General features: G+C 62.5%; 18 protein-coding genes. 5 read left to right on the top strand and 13 right to left on the bottom strand.

Annotated elements, in window-relative coordinates; genetic code table 11:
• Nucleotides 1–86: 86 nt before the first annotated feature.
• Nucleotides 87–812 carry a heptaprenylglyceryl phosphate synthase gene (locus tag ACERJA_RS01710; RefSeq protein ID WP_373607438.1) on the top strand — a complete coding sequence of 242 codons (726 nt, stop codon included), beginning with the start codon at nucleotides 87–89 and terminating at the stop codon, nucleotides 810–812.
• A 17-nt stretch (nucleotides 813–829) separates the two neighbouring features.
• On the opposite strand, the gene ACERJA_RS01715 is transcribed toward ACERJA_RS01710, so the two are convergent.
• From ACERJA_RS01715 to ACERJA_RS01725, 3 genes are all read right to left on the bottom strand, one after another.
• Entirely contained in the window at nucleotides 830–2,194 is a 1,365-nt protein-coding gene (locus ACERJA_RS01715) for a hypothetical protein (RefSeq protein WP_373606600.1), read from the bottom strand.
• 189 nt (nucleotides 2,195–2,383) lie between these two features.
• The gene (locus tag ACERJA_RS01720; protein ID WP_373606601.1) at nucleotides 2,384–2,788 is read right to left on the bottom strand and encodes a TRAM domain-containing protein; all 405 of its coding nucleotides are present in this window, start codon (nucleotides 2,786–2,788) and stop codon (nucleotides 2,384–2,386) included.
• 121 nt (nucleotides 2,789–2,909) lie between these two features.
• Nucleotides 2,910–4,637 carry a radical SAM protein gene (locus ACERJA_RS01725; RefSeq protein WP_373606602.1) on the bottom strand — a complete coding sequence of 576 codons (1,728 nt, stop codon included), beginning with the start codon at nucleotides 4,635–4,637 and terminating at the stop codon, nucleotides 2,910–2,912.
• Between the two features lie 114 nt (nucleotides 4,638–4,751).
• Here ACERJA_RS01725 and ACERJA_RS01730 point away from each other — a divergent pair, with 114 nt between their 5' ends.
• Entirely contained in the window at nucleotides 4,752–4,910 is a 159-nt protein-coding gene (locus tag ACERJA_RS01730) for a hypothetical protein (RefSeq protein WP_006067940.1), read from the top strand.
• Nucleotides 4,911–5,118: 208 nt separating this feature from the next.
• Nucleotides 5,119–5,568 carry an Hsp20/alpha crystallin family protein gene (locus tag ACERJA_RS01735; protein ID WP_373606603.1) on the top strand — a complete coding sequence of 150 codons (450 nt, stop codon included), beginning with the start codon at nucleotides 5,119–5,121 and terminating at the stop codon, nucleotides 5,566–5,568.
• 24 nt (nucleotides 5,569–5,592) lie between these two features.
• On the opposite strand, the gene ACERJA_RS01740 is transcribed toward ACERJA_RS01735, so the two are convergent.
• Nucleotides 5,593–6,777 (bottom strand): NAD(P)/FAD-dependent oxidoreductase, encoded by a 1,185-nt coding sequence (locus ACERJA_RS01740; RefSeq protein WP_373606604.1) that lies wholly within the window; start codon nucleotides 6,775–6,777, stop codon nucleotides 5,593–5,595.
• A gap of 165 nt (nucleotides 6,778–6,942) precedes the next feature.
• Nucleotides 6,943–7,722, bottom strand: a complete 780-nt coding sequence (locus ACERJA_RS01745) for a luciferase (RefSeq protein WP_373606605.1) — start codon at nucleotides 7,720–7,722, stop codon at nucleotides 6,943–6,945.
• A gap of 198 nt (nucleotides 7,723–7,920) precedes the next feature.
• Between ACERJA_RS01745 and ACERJA_RS01750 the strand changes: the two genes are divergently transcribed.
• Nucleotides 7,921–8,601 (top strand): DUF502 domain-containing protein, encoded by a 681-nt coding sequence (locus ACERJA_RS01750; RefSeq protein ID WP_006067944.1) that lies wholly within the window; start codon nucleotides 7,921–7,923, stop codon nucleotides 8,599–8,601.
• Between the two features lie 154 nt (nucleotides 8,602–8,755).
• Here the strand turns inward: ACERJA_RS01750 and ACERJA_RS01755 are convergent, their stop codons facing one another.
• The 3 genes from ACERJA_RS01755 to ACERJA_RS01765 form a co-directional block, all read right to left on the bottom strand.
• Nucleotides 8,756–9,346 (bottom strand): CoA pyrophosphatase, encoded by a 591-nt coding sequence (locus ACERJA_RS01755; RefSeq protein WP_049890020.1) that lies wholly within the window; start codon nucleotides 9,344–9,346, stop codon nucleotides 8,756–8,758.
• Nucleotides 9,347–9,452: 106 nt separating this feature from the next.
• Complete coding sequence (locus tag ACERJA_RS01760) at nucleotides 9,453–9,929, bottom strand: hypothetical protein (RefSeq protein ID WP_373606606.1); 477 nt, start codon at nucleotides 9,927–9,929, stop codon at nucleotides 9,453–9,455.
• A gap of 26 nt (nucleotides 9,930–9,955) precedes the next feature.
• Nucleotides 9,956–11,107, bottom strand: coding sequence for a glycosyl transferase family 2 (locus ACERJA_RS01765; RefSeq protein ID WP_373606607.1), 1,152 nt, complete (start codon nucleotides 11,105–11,107; stop codon nucleotides 9,956–9,958).
• Between the two features lie 169 nt (nucleotides 11,108–11,276).
• On the opposite strand from ACERJA_RS01765, the gene ACERJA_RS01770 reads away from it, so the two are divergent.
• Nucleotides 11,277–11,447: an HVO_0758 family zinc finger protein gene (locus ACERJA_RS01770; RefSeq protein WP_006067948.1), complete on the top strand. Its 171-nt coding sequence runs from the start codon at nucleotides 11,277–11,279 to the stop codon at nucleotides 11,445–11,447.
• Between the two features lie 158 nt (nucleotides 11,448–11,605).
• Here the strand turns inward: ACERJA_RS01770 and ACERJA_RS01775 are convergent, their stop codons facing one another.
• The 5 genes from ACERJA_RS01775 to ACERJA_RS01795 all read right to left on the bottom strand — a co-directional run bounded on the left by ACERJA_RS01775 (nucleotide 11,606) and on the right by ACERJA_RS01795 (nucleotide 16,344).
• Nucleotides 11,606–12,145, bottom strand: coding sequence for a metal-dependent hydrolase (locus ACERJA_RS01775; RefSeq protein ID WP_373606608.1), 540 nt, complete (start codon nucleotides 12,143–12,145; stop codon nucleotides 11,606–11,608).
• Between the two features lie 108 nt (nucleotides 12,146–12,253).
• Nucleotides 12,254–12,769 carry a metal-dependent hydrolase gene (locus tag ACERJA_RS01780; protein ID WP_373606609.1) on the bottom strand — a complete coding sequence of 172 codons (516 nt, stop codon included), beginning with the start codon at nucleotides 12,767–12,769 and terminating at the stop codon, nucleotides 12,254–12,256.
• A 1-nt stretch (nucleotide 12,770) separates the two neighbouring features.
• Nucleotides 12,771–13,400, bottom strand: coding sequence for a hypothetical protein (locus ACERJA_RS01785; protein ID WP_373606610.1), 630 nt, complete (start codon nucleotides 13,398–13,400; stop codon nucleotides 12,771–12,773).
• A gap of 59 nt (nucleotides 13,401–13,459) precedes the next feature.
• Complete coding sequence (gene glmU / locus ACERJA_RS01790; RefSeq protein ID WP_373606611.1) at nucleotides 13,460–14,641, bottom strand: bifunctional sugar-1-phosphate nucleotidylyltransferase/acetyltransferase; 1,182 nt, start codon at nucleotides 14,639–14,641, stop codon at nucleotides 13,460–13,462.
• 167 nt (nucleotides 14,642–14,808) lie between these two features.
• Entirely contained in the window at nucleotides 14,809–16,344 is a 1,536-nt protein-coding gene (locus ACERJA_RS01795; protein WP_373606612.1) for an aldehyde dehydrogenase family protein, read from the bottom strand.
• Nucleotides 16,345–16,346: the final 2 nt, after the last annotated feature.

Consider the following 16,346-nt stretch of genomic DNA (forward strand, 5'->3'; position numbering starts at 1 on the left):
CCGCGACCGCCGATTGACGCTGCGGGAGATAGCGACAGGGTGTGACCACCGACAGAGAGTTGCATTACGTCATCGAACTGGTTAGTATGGATACCGACTGGGACGAGATCAATCACGTCACGAAGGTCGATCCGGCGAAACCACTGCCGGCTGCTCTCGACGCACTCGAGGGAACCGATCTGGTGGTCGTCGGTGGCTCTGACGGCGTCACCGCGGCCAACGCACTCGAGACGATTCGAACCATCACGGACGCGCTCCCGACGACACCGGTCTTTCAGGAGCCGTCCAGTCCGACCCACGTCTCCCGGGCGACCGTCGACGCCGTCGATGCAATCGCCGTCCCAGCGGTCTACAACGGCGACCGCGACCATTTCGTGGGTAAACACGTCGACATGTTCACCGAACTCGGGCGCACCGTGGCGTCGGTGGCCGGCGAGGAGACGACCGCGCTCCTCGAGACGCCCATCCTCGGCGAGGGGTACGTGATCCAGCATCTCGAGTCGACGGCCGCAGCCACGTCAGGCGTCGATGCGGCGTACACACCTGACCAGGTCGCTGGCGCTGCCCTTGCGACGGAGCTGTTGTACGACTTTCCGATCTTCTATCTCGAGTACACTGGACGCTACGGCGGCCCAGAAGACGTCGAAGCCGCCGCTCGCGTGCTCGAGGAGACGACGCTGCTGTACGGCGGTGGGGTCGACAGCCGCGAGAAAGCGACCGAGATTCTTGCGGCTGGCGCGGATGCGATCGTCGTCGGTGACTGTTTTCACGACGATCTCGAACGGTTTCAGACGACGATTCCGACGGAGTAGCGCGTCGTTGTGGACGGTTAGAGGTAGCCGAACAGCGTTCCTACGAGAACGAGCATCCACATCGCGACGCCAGTGAGTAGCATGTCGTTGATCGGTGACGTCCGTGTTGCGCGTTTGGCCGCGCCGCCGGCGATCAATCCGAGCGCGATCACCACCAGTATCCGCTGGAGCACGACGTCGATCGGGAGCGAATTCAGGTTGACGAAGCCGTAGTCGAGCCAGATTGCCACGGCAAGCGAGCCCGACGCGACGACTGCCGCATCGAGTCGACTGGTGAGCCCGCGAGCGATCAGGTACGTCGAAATCGGTATCCCGAGTGCGATAAACGGGTACAGCAGTGCTGCGATCATGTGGACCGACAGGAACCCAACGTGACGGTCGAGGGCGACACCCATGACTCGAACCCCAAGAATAATCGTAATAATCGTTCCGAGGAGCACGAGGTGGCCGGCTTCGATCCGGTCAGTAGCGGCTTCGATGCGTGTTCGATCGGTCTCGGTGAGCTGTGTATCGAGTTTCGATTTCGCTGACTCGAGTAACCCGTCACGACGGGTGGCAAGGCCAACCGTGAGCAGGACGCTTGCACTCATGAGGTTGACTTTCGTTGCCCAGCCGTCGGCATCGGAGGGGCCGCTGTTTCCGAGATTGATCCGGGACACGTCTTCGCGCTCGTCGACCGCAGGGATCGACATTAAGTCCTTCTCGAGGCGGTACTGGGCCTTTTCGACGCCATCAACGCGGTGTCGAAGGGTGAACCAATCGAAATGCTCCGAGTGGGTCTGCATCACGACCCACTGATCGTCCGGGTTCGGGCCCTCGTACATCCGGATATGATACCGGTAGCCGTAGTACTCGCCGTCCTCCAGCTGAAGAGTTTCGGTCGTCCAGTAGGTGTCGTCACCGGTTCCTGGGTCGACGTAGGCAAGCCGGGTCGCACCGTCGGCTTTCGACCACGGCACTTCGGTGGGTGAAATGAGCTGTTCCGAATCACCGTCTTCGGAGGCGAGATCTCCACCGACGGTTTCGTTGTCTTCGTGACTTCCGTTGGCCACCGAATCGACGAGTTCTGCAGCATCGAAATGGTCGTGATCTGTCTCCTCCCAGTCTTCGTCACCGTGGTCTTTCAGTTGCTGGACGATCGTCTCGGTATCGCCCCGAACGACGACGTTCAGCGGACTCCGCTTCTCGTGGGCCTCACGAGCATTGAGATACGGCCAGAATCCACTCTCGCTGCCATCCGGGGTGACGATCTCCGGATCCGACGCATCGGCTTCTTCCGGCGCAACGTCGGCCGTTGATGGCGAAAACAGGAGTGATGGACCACCGATGAAGAGTAACGCGATAGTAACGAGTACCGCTGCGACAACGATTGAGCGACGCATTCGTCAAACGCACTCTTTCGATAGTATATAATTCTGCTGTCGGGACGGTGTTTCGGTGACCAACGGCAGACTGCATACGAGTTCGCACGATTGCTCACGGCCCCCACAGCGAGTGCTATGTAACAGACGAGTGTGAGGCGTAGGGCTGGTGGCTGTAACACCAGCCAACTGCCCCAAAACGGTCGTTCCTCAGAACGTCTCTTCGATGATTTCGCCGACGGCGAAGTTCGATTTGACTTCGGTGACTTCGACCTTGACGCGCTCGCCGACGTCAGCACCCGGAACGATGATGACGTAGCCACGTTCGACGCGGGCGATACCGTCGCCCTGCTTGCCGATGTCTTCGATCTCGACGTAGCGTGTTTCGCCGACGTCGACCGGTGGCTGTGGCTCTGACGGCGCGGTCTGTGGCTGTGCCGTCGGCGTTTCGGTATCAGTTGCTTCGTCACGGGAGATGAGTGCGACGCGGTAGACGTCCTCCGGGTCGATATCCCCAGTTTCGACTTCTTGACGTGGTACTTCGATGACGTATCGGTCCTCCTCTGCCGAGACCTCCGTACTGAACAGACACAGGAGTTTTTCAGATATTTCCACAGGTAGACCCTCAGTCTCACCTCTGACGGGCCTCCATAATAGAACTACCGACTGGAAACCGTTATTTTCACAGCATTTTCCTTGGCTTTTACTCGAGCAGGCCAGTTCTGCCGCAGTTGGGTCAGTCTGCGTGCTCGAGCGACCGCGTCGTCATGAACTGGGCAAGGTCGAACTCAGTCTCGAGGTCGGCATCCCCGACGGAGTCGTAGGGACGGTTGATGACGAGATCGCCCGCGGTTCGGTCCCCGATACCGGGGATCGCGGTGAGTTCGTCCATCGAAGCGTCGTTGAGATCGAGCGGATACGGAACGCCGGTGACGGATCGATAGCCGTGGTCGACGATGGCAACATCGATCGTCTGCCCGAGGTCGCGTTCGCCCGGCACCCCGACCAACAGCGGATAGGTGCCGAGTTGACGGCCAAAGGTCGTCCCGTCCTGATGATACTCGAGGTGGACGTCTGGGAGAACAGTCCCCGGCGGCGCGACACGTTTGAGCATCGGCTTGTCGATCTCCTCGCGGACCTGCTGTTTGTAGCGTTTGAACAGCTTCTTGTGCTCGTTGGCAATCTCGGCACCTGTATCGGACATGTCGGTGCCGTCGAACGCCATCACCTGTCGGATGTTGATACGGCGAAGCATGTACCCCTCGTCGTAGACCCGTTGAAGGAACTCGAGGTTGCGCTCGTAGGTCTCCTCGCGTTCGCCCTTGAGGCCGTGGAGGAGGTTGATTCCGGGGAGCAACTTGGGGAGTCGCCGTGGCGCGTCATCGCCGAAGGTAGGCGCCTCGGCCGGCTCCTCTCCGGGTCGCCAGCCCCCCTCCTCGTTGACGATTTTGACCGCCTCGAAACACTCCTCGGCGCTAACGTTCAGGTTATTCTCTTCCTGGACGATGGGGTCAGCCGACTCGAGGCCGAACGCAGCCGTATCGCCGGGCGTGTTGTACTCGGCGATAATTCGGATCCCCTCCCGGCTCTTTTCGGGCCAGTTGACAACCGTGATCGGGTTCATATTGTCCAGATGCAACGTCTCGAGGTCGGGTGCGACCTCGCGGATGCCACTGTAGAGTTGGCGGAGTGCGTCGGGGTTTGGTGCTTCGCCGTCGCCGCCGTAGGCGAGGATGTCGGCCTGGCGTCCGATCCGGAAGTGTTTCACGCCGTGATTGGAGAGCGCATCGACTTCGCCGACGACCGACGGCGGTGGCCGGAACGAGGGGTTGCCATAGAGGGGTTCCGTGCAGAACGAACAGCGATACGCACAGCCACGGGAGGTCTCGAGTTCGGCGATCAGATGGTCGGGGTGGTTGGGGTGTTGGTCGACGATGAAGGCGCCGTCCTGTGCCCACCGTGTGACTTCCTCGACGTCACGCATCCGATTCGAGAAGCCCTCGAGGCCGTTCTCGACGAGGTCGTAGACGGCAGCCTCGACGTCGCCTTTGGCGACGAAATCGAAGTCCAGGTCCTGGCGTTCGGTCTCGGTCGCGCCAGCGTTTTCGTCGCCGACACCGAACTTGACAGGGCCACCCATCAGGCTCGTGCCGGTGGCGGTCCAGGCGAGCTTTCGCACTTCGTCGGGTTCGGCTGGCGTGCCGCCGACGTACTTGCCGGGAACGGTCATTCCGCCGAGATAGATCAGCAGGTCGGCCTCGTCGACGTCGCGCCACTGATCGGGCTGGTCTCGAAGCCGGTCGATCGTATGGTATGTGATTTGCTCGCGCGGGACACCCGCATCGACGAGCGCGCCGGCCGTATACCGCGGGTACGTCGAGATGTACGGCGGCACCCCGAAGTGGGCGGGCTCGTCGACGTAGCCGTCGACGATCGTCACCGACAGCGTCTCGGGGGCAGTCATAGATCCCGGTAGCGCCTCGAGTGATAAAACGGTGACTACACGCTCGAGCGCACGCCGTCGTGCTCGAGTCGCCGAAACCCCGACGTTGATGCGTGCCGTTCTCCTACGTGGGGTATGCCACTGACCGAAGAGTTCGTCTGCACTGCCGAGGACTGTGTTCTCGATCTGTTCGAGAACCACTACACGTACGACGTCCCCGATGATCTCGACGTGACAGATCTCGCGTGTCCCGTCTGTGGCGGCACCGACTGTCTCGAGAAAGTGTCGCTGTGACAGGCGGAGCCAGGGAACGCGAAACCGCCAGCAGAGAGTGGAGAAGCCACAGGCAATAACCAATAAACAAAGAACGTGTCAGACGTTTCTTTTGTTCTATCAAAAGAGATATGAATGCGGATCGTGTAACATTTTGACAAGCCATGGCCTCGACGCACCTCCAGGTTCCCTCTGCGGCCCCGCAAGCAGCCAGTACGGGTGACTCCCAGTGAGCTTCAGAGATCTCCGCAAGTCGGTTGGCGACGCCCTCTATCGGAACGTTGGTCGTGCCCACAGTCAGGTTCAGAAACACCGATCGTTGCCTGTTGATATTCTGGAAAACGACACGGCGTATCTGGTCATCTTCGACGCTCCGGGTGTCGAACCCGACGACGTTCAGGTCAGATATCTCGAGGGCACTGTCAAGATCCGAATCAACCGATTTCGCCAGTTTCGCGACAGCTACGAGATGCGATTCCCCGGTCGTGGGATGGAACTCGACGGCGAAGCCGAGCTCCCTGACGACGCGGTCGTCGATCCGGACGCAGGGAGGGCAACGCTGACCGAAGCGGGGACGCTGCGGATCGACATTCCAAAAGATTCCGCAGTCGAGAACGGCGAAGCTGAATCGGAGACCGAGGCTGACTCCGAAACCGACGAGTTGACCGTCGACGAGTGAACTCGACTTCTGGCGACGACACACTCACCGTTCTGTGTCGACTGCCATCCCGTCGATGATCTCGAACGACTCGTCACCATCGAATCGGGTCGGATCGAACGCATCGATCCCGTCACCGCCGCACACTTCTGTTGCAAGACGCGCACCGATCGCCGGCGAACGCATGAAGCCGTGTCCCTGAAACCCAGTTGCGACGTACAGCCCCGGCTGTAGCTCGCCGACCAGCGGCTCTCGATCCGGTGTCGCCGTACAGAGTCCGGCCCATGCCCGCTCGAGGTCGAGGTCGACGTCGGGAAGCCGATGGCGAACGCGCTCGAGCAGCCCTGTCGCGAACTCCGGGTTGGCCTCACGGTCGTACGCATCAGGGTCGGCCTCGTCGTATTCGGTCCCGTTGCCGGCGAGCAGTCCCTCGGGATGTGGGCGCAGGTAGAACTCACCGCTCGCATCGTAACACATCGGCTCGTCAATATCGCCCCTCGCGACGAGCGCCTGGACGCGGTATGGCTTCATCGCGATCGAGATGCCGGCGTCGGCCAGTAGCTGTTTCGTGTGTGCACCGGCCGCCACGACCACTGCGTCGACCGCGTGTTCGGTGCCGTCCTCGAGTGCGACACACGAGGGATCGGTTCGGATCTCGACGGGTGTGTTCGGCTCGAGCGTCGCACCGGCTCCGTTCGCGGCAGCAGCGAGACAGGCCGTATACGCAGCGGGATCGGTGTAGCCAGCCGCGCCGGCGATCCCGGCGACAGCGACGTCGTCCGTGTACAGCGCTGGGAAGCGATCTGCGAGCGCGTCGGCATCGGCCTCGAGTGCGATGGTGCCGTTGTCCTGCATACGCTCGATCTGGTCGCGAATCGCGTTGGCTCGATCTGGCTCCCCCTCTCGGGCGAGCCAGACGTAGGGACATTCGACGAACGGAAAGGTGTCGTCGCCCGAGAGGTCCCGAAAGCGTTCGATGGCCTCACGACCGAGTTCGGCGTCGAGCGGGGCTGCAAAAGCATTGTAACAGACGCCCGCGGCTCGACCGCTCGCACCACTTGCAATCGATTTGCGGTCGTACAGCGTTACATCGGCCCCCGCGCGAGAGAGGTCGTAAGCCGTCGTCGCGCCGATCGCACCCGCGCCGACCACGGCGACCTCGAGGCCGGCGCCGTCCTGGGTGAACGCATCCGCGCCGACGGCGAGTGCTGGCTCGTCGGAATCAGTCATCGACGATCACCGGTGGGCACGGTTCGGGCCTGCGATTGGCACTGGTCTCTCACACCGACTGTGGAAGCGACAATCCTCGTCATGAGCGCTACTGGGTTCGGGGACCACTTACCTCTGGGTGGTTATTGTCGCCGTTCGAAACGCAGTCACAAACAGCGGTGGTGGTTACTCGAGAAACGGCTCGAGTCCCTGTGCCGGGTAGCCGACGATCGTGGTCACACCAGCCTCGTGCAGCATGTCGGTCTGTTCGCGTATCTCGTCTGCTTCACCGATGAGGGCGTAGTCGCGAGCGGCTTTGAGCAGGACCTCTCGAGCACGGCCGGTTGCACTCGCATCGGTCGCGGCGTCCTCGGGGAGCGCTCGAGCGACCGGTCGTCGTCGCGAAACGTAGTCACCGACAGCATCGAGGACGATGTCGTCATCGTCAGTCAAAACGGTCGGGGCGTAGAGGGCGATCTCGCCCTCGAAGCCGACTGCTCGCAGCGCCTGCAGTTCAGCAGCGGTTCGTCGAGCGAGCAGTTCGTACTGTGTCGCCCCCGTCGCCATCGCGAGTCGCTCGACGCTTTCGGTGCCGACCCAGGCGTCTGGGTCGGTCTCGAGGGCTGCATCGAGTCGGGGAGCAATGGAGCGCTCGCGCTCTTCATCGGTGAGATAGGCACCGTGGCCCGCGACGAGGACGCGGCCGACCGCGTCGGGCAACTCGTCGACCAGCGAGTCGTCACCCAGCGGGTCGAAGCCATCAACCCGGACGGGCGTCGTCAGCAAGACTGCAGTGTCGTCTGCGAGGGCCGTGAGCGTCTCGTGACTGGGGAGGTGGTCACGTCCTTCGTAATCGATCGCGATCGTTTCGACCGGAATCGACGCGGCAGCCGAGAGATCACATTCGGCGGGTTTGAGGGCGATTGCATCCAATCCAGCACGGGCGACGGTACTCGTTGTTAACATCGAAACTCACCTCGCGCGACGACCCGCCCGACGATGCCAGTTCTGGCGTCTCTCATGGTGTGGGTCGTCTGCGCGACTCTAGCCGTGTTGTGACTGCTGTGTGCAAAAACCTGGCGTTCTCTCGAAACACGTTCGGTCGCGTAAGTTCACAATCTACTCGTAGGAGGCCCGCATGAATCTGGGTGTGAGCGTGGCTTCATGAGCTCGGTGAAAGGTGATTTCGGACGCGGACTCATCCTCATCCTCCCGATTCTGGTGACGGTGTTTCTCCTGTATACGCTCTATTCGTTTCTGGCGAGTGTGACGCCGGGGATTATTCTCAATGCCGACACGCTCGAGATCGTTGCTCCCGGCACCAGTGAGTTCGCTCGCGAACGGGTGGCTGGCTTCCTGCGGGTACTCACGTTCGTCGGATTTCTCGCCCTCACGATGTACGCCATCGGCCAGGTAACCGAGACGACGACCGGCGAACTTCTCGAAGGCCTTGTCGATTACGCAGCGAATCGTGTCCCCGGCATTCGAGTGATCTACAATGCGTCAAAAACCGCTACTGAGACCACATTCGGGTCCGAAGGCACCCTCCAGACGCCGGTCAAACTCGAGACGTGGGATGGGTTTCGGATGACCGCGTTCAAAACCGGGCGAACGACCCGGGATGGGCGTGTAACGCTGTTTTTGCCGACATCGCCAAACATCACCACAGGGTTCATCCTCGAGGTGTCGCCAGAGGAGATCACTGAACTGGACGAAACCGTCGAAGAAGCGCTTACACGCGTCGTCAGCGCCGGCTTCGGTGATGCAGACCGCGCGGAGACGGATCTCGAAGATGGGGTCACTGTCGTCGGAGAACTCCAGACGGATCGCAAGCGCCAGCAGTAGGGGCGTCACCATCGCAAGCGGTGGTGGGAAACGACACTCGAGGTATCGCTCAACGGACTGGTTTGCAGGGAGAGTCGGGACACATTGCGTGTCCACGACAGCCACCACTGTTCGCGTTCAGAACAGCGTCTCGAACCTATCCCCACAGTCGCGACTAATACGAGCGATCGACTTGCTCCGGCGGCTCGAACGATGTCGTCAACTCGAGCAACTGGACGAGGATACGGCCGGTTGCGCCCCAGACGGTGTAGCCGTCGACGTGGAAGTAGTGGATGATGATGTCGCCGTAGTAGGGGTGGTCACGGCGCTCGTACTCGTAGTTGTCGGGGTCGAGCAACCCTGATAGCGGGAGGACGACGATCTCTGCGACCTCGGAGTCGTCGCGCTCGTACTCCCGGTCGGGAACGCGGGCGACGAAGGGCGTGACGGCATACTCCGTGATCGTCCGAATATCGTCGAGTTGCCCGATGACCTCGGTTTCGTGGGGCTCGAGGCCGATCTCTTCGTGTGCCTCTCGGAGTGCGGTGTCGAGAATCGTCTCGTCGATCGACTCGGTGCCACCGCCGGGGAAACTCATCTGTCCGGGGTGTTCGCCGAGATGGTCTGCCCGCCGGGTAAACAGCAGGTGGTCCTCGCCGTCGCGCTCGATAATCGGTGCAAGAACGGCTGCGTCGTACTCTTGATCGTCAATCTCGAGTGGGACGTGTGCCGCGACCGGCTCGAGGGTCATCGTCGTCTGTGGCATGTTGTCACACGCGTCTCTCATACGGTAGGGGTCGAGTCGTCGGTCGTCGTAGCGGACTCGAAGGAAGTCCAGGCCGTCCAGTCGGTCGGGCGCTCGGTCCACGAGCTCACGCTATCGCCGCCTCCAGTCTGTTCCGTTCGGCCGTGAGGTCGATCGGTGCCCACGCCTCGAGGTCGTAGCTGACATCGAGTAAGTGATCGATCCGGTCGTCATCGCTAGCATCGATCGCCGCCTCGAGTTGCTCGACAAACTGTTCGCGGGCCGTCTCACCGAGTGCATCGCGGTCGGGATCGCGCGGGTCGACATCGAGGATGTGGGGGACATCCTCTGCATGGGTTGGGACCGATGGAAACGCCGTCGGGCCGGCGACCAACAGCGGCTGGGCGTCCTGGCGTGGTCGCTCGTATCGGACGAGTGCGAACGACTCGAGTGCGTCATCGATTGCCGTCTCGAGGGCTGACTCATCGACGGACTGGCCATCGGCCCGGAACGCGGCTTCCGAGAGCGCTCGCTCGAGTTCGGGCCGTGTCAAGCCGCCGAAGAGGTCGACCACGCCTGCCAGTTCGTCGGCGGTCGCATCCATATCCGCCACAACGGGGGGTGGTCAGATTAGTCTTGTGCGCTAGAGTCGAGTTGGTCCGACTCGAGTCGTCGGTCTGAGACAGGTTCGGTCGCCTCGAGGACGTCGGCTGGTTCGAACGGGGCGTCGATCCAGCGTGGCAGCCTGCGGTCAGGGCCTGGTGGGGCGATCGAGTCGACGTAGCGATCGAGCTGGTCGCGTTCACCCGACGGATCGTATGTGAGGCCGTTGATCGCTGCGTCGGCGCGGTACTGGTCGATCATGCGGTCGCCGGCCGTCCGGTAGCGTTCCTGAAGGGTCGTGTAATCGAGATCGACGCCCCGCTCCTCGATGACGCGCAGCAGTTCTCCGGCGACCGTCCGGCTCATTCCCTCGAGGCCAGTCTCGCCGGCGACCGCACGATGGTCGTGTTCGTGGCGGCCAAGATCGACCTGTGCGGAGCCGTCGAAGCCGGCGTGATCGAAGGCGTCACCGAGCGTCCCGACCTCGAGTCCCCAGGCACGTGGCGCCCGAAGCTGGCGGGTGAGATCCGCGGTGGCAGCGAACTCGCCGGCGAGTGCATACCGGAACGCGCCGAGGTAGTCGATGATCGGTGCGTCGTAGTCGGCCACGAGCGCACGGATGAGTGGAGCATAGAGCAAGCGGAAGAGCCGCCCGTAGAGCTGCTCGTCTTCGATGCGCGCGTAGTAGCCCTTTGAGAAGTCGAATCCCATCGAAAGCGGCGCGAGAAGTCGAGCGACGTGTGCAGCCTCGTAGCTCCGGGCGTCGGCGTCGTGGACGACGACATACTCACCGGCCGCAGCGGCGGGCCCGAGCGCGAGCCAGACGTCTCGCCCTTTCCCGAAGCCGTCAGCCAGGCCGGCGCTGGTGAGAAGTTCCTCGACCGCAGGCGCATTACACCAGAGGACGCGAGTCGGAAGCGCAAACGACTCGAGCCACTCCCGAAACGGGCCGATCTGGTCGGCATCGGCGCGCACCGGAACGAAGACGCCAGCAGGGTCTGGCTCGAGCGTCTCGAGTTCCGAAAGCACGCGCTCGGCGGCCGGACTCCCGTGTTCGCGTCCAGCCATCGGAACGACGATCGTCGTCTCGGCGACTGTGTCTGCGGTGGGGACCGCTGGCGGGCCAGCCGTCCCGCTAAAATCGTGGAGCGTCGCGATTCGCTCCTGTACGTACTCCATCGGTGGATTGTTCGGCCGAATCGATAAAACGGCCACGACTCCGGCGAGATAGACTGTCACCGACCGCCGCTCGAGTTGCCAATTGATTGCCGACTGCTGTTGTCTGAATGATAGTACAGTTCACATAAAGCACCGGTCTTTTTCTCCCCTACGTTCGTAGGAGACGAACATGAAATCTGTCCGGAAGGCACTCCGCGAAGGCGACCTCGAGAAAGACACGTACGATCGACTCGTCTGTGCCGAGTGTGGCAAGCCGTTAAAGACCGAGAACGACCCGGACCAGATCAAGACCGTCCGTATCTGTCCGGACTGCGATGCGGAGTGGAAAGAGATCCGGTAACGCGTCGCTTTTCAGCGTTGCCGTTCCGGATTCGGTCGATAGCGATCGACCCGTCTCCAGCGACGGCGTTGTGTGCAGTCGAGCCGTGACGAGTCACGTTCGGTTCCGGCGACCGTCAGCGAGGTCCAGCGCCGCTGTCTCCGTTATCCCGGCGTCGGTCACACCCGCTCGAGGGCAGTCCAAACCGGCTCGAGTCCGGGGTAGCCGTCGCGACGCCAGAGTGTGAACGCGATCGCGGCGAGGACGAACTCTGCGAGGAAGTATGGATCGCCCAGCGAGTCTTGCAAGAGCGCGATGACCGAGGGGGCACCGCTCTCGTAGGCCTCGACAGGAGTGATCGGCCAGAGAAGGTGATCGGCGCTGCCGTCGACGCCCCAGAGCACTGGCAGCGCATCGACGACGCTGTGTGAGAGCGCGCCGATCGCAAAGGCGATTCCGTACTCGCCGCGGTCGTAGTGGCTGGAGATCGCGAGGACGGCGACCGAGAGCGGGACGAGTACGAGCAACGAGTGGGCGAGTGTTCGTCCCGTTGGGATGACGCCCAGATACCACGCCAGCGGCTTGTCCACGAGGTCGGGAAACTGGCTCCCGAAGACGAGGAGCAACGCCGGGATGTGTGCTGGCGGCGCGTCGAAGCGGGTTCGAGTCGCGATCGTATAACAGAGATAGGCGACGGCGACATGTCCGAGTGGCCACATACGCGTCAAACTGAGTGAGGGCGAATCATAACTGGCGTGATTGTCTCACAGACCACGGCGTCGGTCGGGTCGGTTGAGACAGACGCGATAGAAACGACGGGAGCACTGTTAACCGAGGGTGTGCGTTTCGGACGCGTCGTCACGGCGGCGGCGAGCAACCGCCCAGACGACTACCGCGACCAGCCCGGCGGCGAGCGCCGGCCAGCGGTCGCTGCTCAAGTAGAGCCCACCCGCCGGCGGCCGGTACCCAGTTAGCGGCCAGAAGACGGCGTAGGCATCCCCCGTCGGTGTCATGAGCAACACGTCGAGGACGTGGTGGGAGAAGGCTCCGATCGCAAACAGCGCGAGCGCCGGTGCTCGATACTCGGGAGCGAGCAGGAGCGAGGCGAGACAGATCACGAGGACGGTCCCACCGAGAGTGTGCAGCGGCGACCACGAGAACGGCACACCGAGAAGCGCTGTCGCGAGGCCGTCCGGAACGAAGAGTTCGATCTTGACGAAATCAGGCGAGAGCGCGCCGATCATCACGAGCGTGACGTGTGCCGGTCGAATCCACTCGTATCGAAAGGACAGCAGCGTCCCGATGATGTACCCAACCAGGACATGTGTGAGGATATCGGCCACGTTACTCACCACCGCTCGCCCGGACGTGTTGGTCGTGCTGGGTCTCGTCTCGATCTGGTTCGGGGTGTGTCGAGGTCGAGTCGGTGGTTTCCGATGCCTGCTTGGACGGAGCGACCGGCTGGCTGCTGTCGTCGGCCCGTCGTCGTGGAACGAACGCGAGTGTCGACCGGTCGAATCGCCATCCCCGGACGAACCGGCCCACGACCCAGAGCCCACCGATCGCCGAGACGACGTACATATACGCCGTCTCAGAGGGCTGGCGGGTCGTCGTCCGTTCGACGACGAGCGTCGACTCGTCCTCGAGGGTCCCGAAGGCGGCCACTCGGTCATCGACGTCCAACGGCCCAGCTGCGTTCTGGAGGCGATCGTCCGCGTCCACGAGGGTAAACCGCCCGTGCCCACTCGCTCGCGTCGCGATCACGACGGGGTCAGTGTCGACGACGAAGCCACCGAGGACGACCTGTTCGCCCACGTACGCCTCGGGTTCCGGAGTCACCTCGGTCTCGTCCGGATACTGACTCTCGAGTGGGTCAGCGGCCGTCGCTCCGACCCAGACCAGCGAGCCGACGAGGAGGGCACCGAGGACGAACACGGCGAGAACGCGACCGGACTGTCCGTACGGTTCCGACATGCGTAGTCCTCGAGGGAAACGCCGAGTCCGGGCAAATGTCTTCTGTTCTTCGCGCTGTGTTATCGGTCCCGGTCGACGGTTTCGCCAGGCCGTGTGGTCGCGCCAGTACTCAGCTTCAGTCCAGGGGTCAGACTCGAGTTGATTCCCGTCTTGACGTCGTCACCGGCAACGATGCCGAACTTTCGCCGGCCGGTCGAGACGCGGTCGCCTTTCACGGTGAATTTGATGTCCGCATCGTCGTGGCGCAGGTTCGCGACGTTCGTTCCCGCACCGAGGTTGACGTCCCGGCCGAGCACGCTGTCACCGACGTAGGAGAGGTGACTGACCGACGCACCCGGAGAGAGCACACTGTTTTTCACTTCCGCGCTGTGGCCAACTTTCGCGTCTTCGTCGACGAGCGTCGCCCCACGAATGTAGGCGTTCGGGCCGACCGTCGCACCCGACCGAATCAGTGCTGGCCCCTCGATGACAACACCGGCTTTTACCGTCGCGCCGTTCTCGACGACGACATCTCCCTCGAGTGTCGCGTCGTCGCTGACGTCGCCGTCGATCCGGCGCTCGAGGTCGCTTACTTTCCACTCGTTGGCCTCGAGGAGTTCCCACGGTCGGCCGACGTCGAGCCAGCGCTCGAGCGTGACGGGGGTGACGTCGAACTCGTCGATGACGGTCGCGAGCACGTCGGTAATCTCGTGTTCACCGCGCTCGCTCGCGGGGACCTCGAGCCACTGGCGGGCCTCGGCGGGGAAGGCATACGCGCCCGCGTTGGCGAGGTTCGTCGGCGGGTCGGCTGGCTTCTCGACGATGCCGGAAACTGAGCCGCCGTCGGTACTGAGCACACCGTAGTTGCGCGGATCGTCGACTTCGATTGCACAGACGGCCGGACACTGCTCGAACAACTGGTTGATCGCCGCTGGATCGTAGAGGTTGTCGCCGTTCAAGACGGCGAAGGGGCCCTCGATATGATCGCGGGCAGCGTTGACGGCGTCTGCCGTGCCAGCCTGTTCGGTCTGGACAGCGTACGAAACGGGGATGCCACGGTACTCTTCGCCGAAGTAGTCGCGGACGGTGTCGGCCTCGTAGCCGATGACGAGGACGACTTCGTTCGCACCGGCGTCGATCGCCGCGTCGATGGTGTGGGCGACAAGCGGCCGGTCTGCGACCGGCAGCATCGGTTTCGGAACCGAATCAGAGAGTGGTCGAATACGTGTGCCCTGGCCCGCGGCAAGGACGACTGCTTTCATGTATATGGCCCCTTCCATGAACCATCGGATAAGCGATTCGTTCGTCACCGACGTTCGGCTGTCACTGGTCGTGACAGTTCGAAATCGAAACGATATCGCGCTGATTCACCGTCGCGACCGGCCGCTACTCGAGTCCGAAAACTCGAGGCAATCGGCCGTGCAGATCGTCAGTCCTCGCTGGTCGTAATATCTGCTGACAGGCCCTGTGCCATCTCGATCTCTTTGGAGTTGTTCATCGTCCACGCCGTCCGTTCCGTGACGGCCTCGATCGCTTCGCGCGCGCTTGGGTAGCCGTTGCCGGATTTCTTCACGCCGCCGAAGGGGAGCTGTACCTCCGCGCCGATACACGGCAGGTTCGCGTACGCGAGTCCGATGTCGGCCCGGTCGCGGAAGGCGTTGAGTTGGCGGTAGTCCTCCGAGACGATCGCACCCGCAAGTCCGTACGGGGTGTCGTTGTGAATCTCGAGGGCGCGATCGATGTCGCCGTCGTACTCGAGTAAGGCGACGTGGGGGCCAAAACACTCCTCGTTCAGACAGCGCAGGTCGGGATCGTAGTCAATCTCGTAGACGAAGGGGCCAACCCAGTGACCCTCGGCGTGGCCCTCGGGGATCTCGTCGGCCTCGAGTTCGAAGCGATCGACCAACACCTCTGCGCCCTCTTGGCGAGCCAGGTCGTTGTGGCTGTGAATCTTTTCGACGTGGTCGGCCTCGATTGCCGGCCCCATGAACGTCGATTCCTCGAGCGGGTCGCCGACAGCGATATCCTCGGCGAGTTCGACGAATCGCTCTTTGAACTCGTCGTAGACGTCGGTGTGGACGATCAGGCGCTCGCTCGAGACACAGCGCTGGCCAGTCGTCTTGAAACTCGACATGATCGCCGAATGGATGGCGATGTCCAGATCGGCGTTTTCGGTGACGATAATCCCGTTTTTGCCGCCCATCTCGCAGGCAGCGAGTTTGCCGGGTTCGCCACCGACTTTGCCGGCGATTTCGTGGCCGACCTCGGCGGAACCGGTAAAGAGAACGGTGTCGACGCGGCCGTCGTCGGTGATCGCCGCGCCGGCGTCGCCGTAGCCTTGGACCATGTTGAACACGCCGTCGGGAATATCGGCGTCTTCGAACATCTCGGCGATGATCTGGCCACACCACGGCGTCTGCTCGGCGGGCTTCCAGACGACCGTGTTGCCCTCGACAAGTGCGATCGCCATATGCCAGAACGGGATCGCGACCGGGAAGTTCCACGGCGTGATACAGCCGATCACACCTCGAGGCTTGCGGCGCATATATGCGTCTTTCCCCGCGACTTCGGAGGGAACGACATCGCCGTGAGGGTGGCGGGCATTTCCAGCAGCCCACTCGACCATATGCCAGGCTTCGGTGACATCGGCCTTCCCTTCGGAGATCTCTTTGCCACACTCCTTCGAGACGATTTCGCCCAGTTCCTCGTGACGGTCTCGAAGTTCGTGATAGATCTCCCAGAGATACTCGGCGCGGTCGATGTACGACAGCGACCGCCACTCCTCGAAGGCGTTCTCGGCGGCCTCGAGTGCCGCATCGACGTCGTCCTCGGTCCCGCGCTGGAACGTCGCCAGCGTCTCGCCGGTCGCCGGATTCTCGCTTGCGAACGTCTCGGAGCCGTTCCCGTCGGTCCACTCGCCACCAATGTAGTGGCCGGATACCTGTGCCGTTGTTTGCTGGCTCATAC

The sequence above is a fragment of the Natronorubrum sp. A-ect3 genome, assembly GCF_041821125.1.
Taxonomy (GTDB): Archaea; Halobacteriota; Halobacteria; order Halobacteriales; family Natrialbaceae; genus Natronorubrum; species Natronorubrum bangense.

Bases quoted from the DNA above. Each gene is read 5' to 3' on its own strand.
- ACERJA_RS01710 (WP_373607438.1), top strand. From the start codon at position 87: ATGGATACCGACTGGGACGAGATCAATCACGTCACGAAGGTCGATCCG.
- ACERJA_RS01715 (WP_373606600.1), bottom strand. From the start codon at position 2,194: ATGCGTCGCTCAATCGTTGTCGCAGCGGTACTCGTTACTATCGCGTTA.
- ACERJA_RS01725 (WP_373606602.1), bottom strand. From the start codon at position 4,637: ATGACTGCCCCCGAGACGCTGTCGGTGACGATCGTCGACGGCTACGTC.
- ACERJA_RS01730 (WP_006067940.1), top strand. From the start codon at position 4,752: ATGCCACTGACCGAAGAGTTCGTCTGCACTGCCGAGGACTGTGTTCTC.
- ACERJA_RS01740 (WP_373606604.1), bottom strand. From the start codon at position 6,777: ATGACTGATTCCGACGAGCCAGCACTCGCCGTCGGCGCGGATGCGTTC.
- ACERJA_RS01745 (WP_373606605.1), bottom strand. From the start codon at position 7,722: ATGTTAACAACGAGTACCGTCGCCCGTGCTGGATTGGATGCAATCGCC.
- ACERJA_RS01750 (WP_006067944.1), top strand. From the start codon at position 7,921: ATGAGCTCGGTGAAAGGTGATTTCGGACGCGGACTCATCCTCATCCTC.
- ACERJA_RS01755 (WP_049890020.1), bottom strand. From the start codon at position 9,346: ATGCCACAGACGACGATGACCCTCGAGCCGGTCGCGGCACACGTCCCA.
- ACERJA_RS01760 (WP_373606606.1), bottom strand. From the start codon at position 9,929: ATGGATGCGACCGCCGACGAACTGGCAGGCGTGGTCGACCTCTTCGGC.
- ACERJA_RS01765 (WP_373606607.1), bottom strand. From the start codon at position 11,107: ATGGAGTACGTACAGGAGCGAATCGCGACGCTCCACGATTTTAGCGGG.
- ACERJA_RS01770 (WP_006067948.1), top strand. From the start codon at position 11,277: ATGAAATCTGTCCGGAAGGCACTCCGCGAAGGCGACCTCGAGAAAGAC.
- ACERJA_RS01775 (WP_373606608.1), bottom strand. From the start codon at position 12,145: ATGTGGCCACTCGGACATGTCGCCGTCGCCTATCTCTGTTATACGATC.
- ACERJA_RS01785 (WP_373606610.1), bottom strand. From the start codon at position 13,400: ATGTCGGAACCGTACGGACAGTCCGGTCGCGTTCTCGCCGTGTTCGTC.
- glmU (WP_373606611.1), bottom strand. From the start codon at position 14,641: ATGAAAGCAGTCGTCCTTGCCGCGGGCCAGGGCACACGTATTCGACCA.
- ACERJA_RS01795 (WP_373606612.1), bottom strand. From the start codon at position 16,344: ATGAGCCAGCAAACAACGGCACAGGTATCCGGCCACTACATTGGTGGC.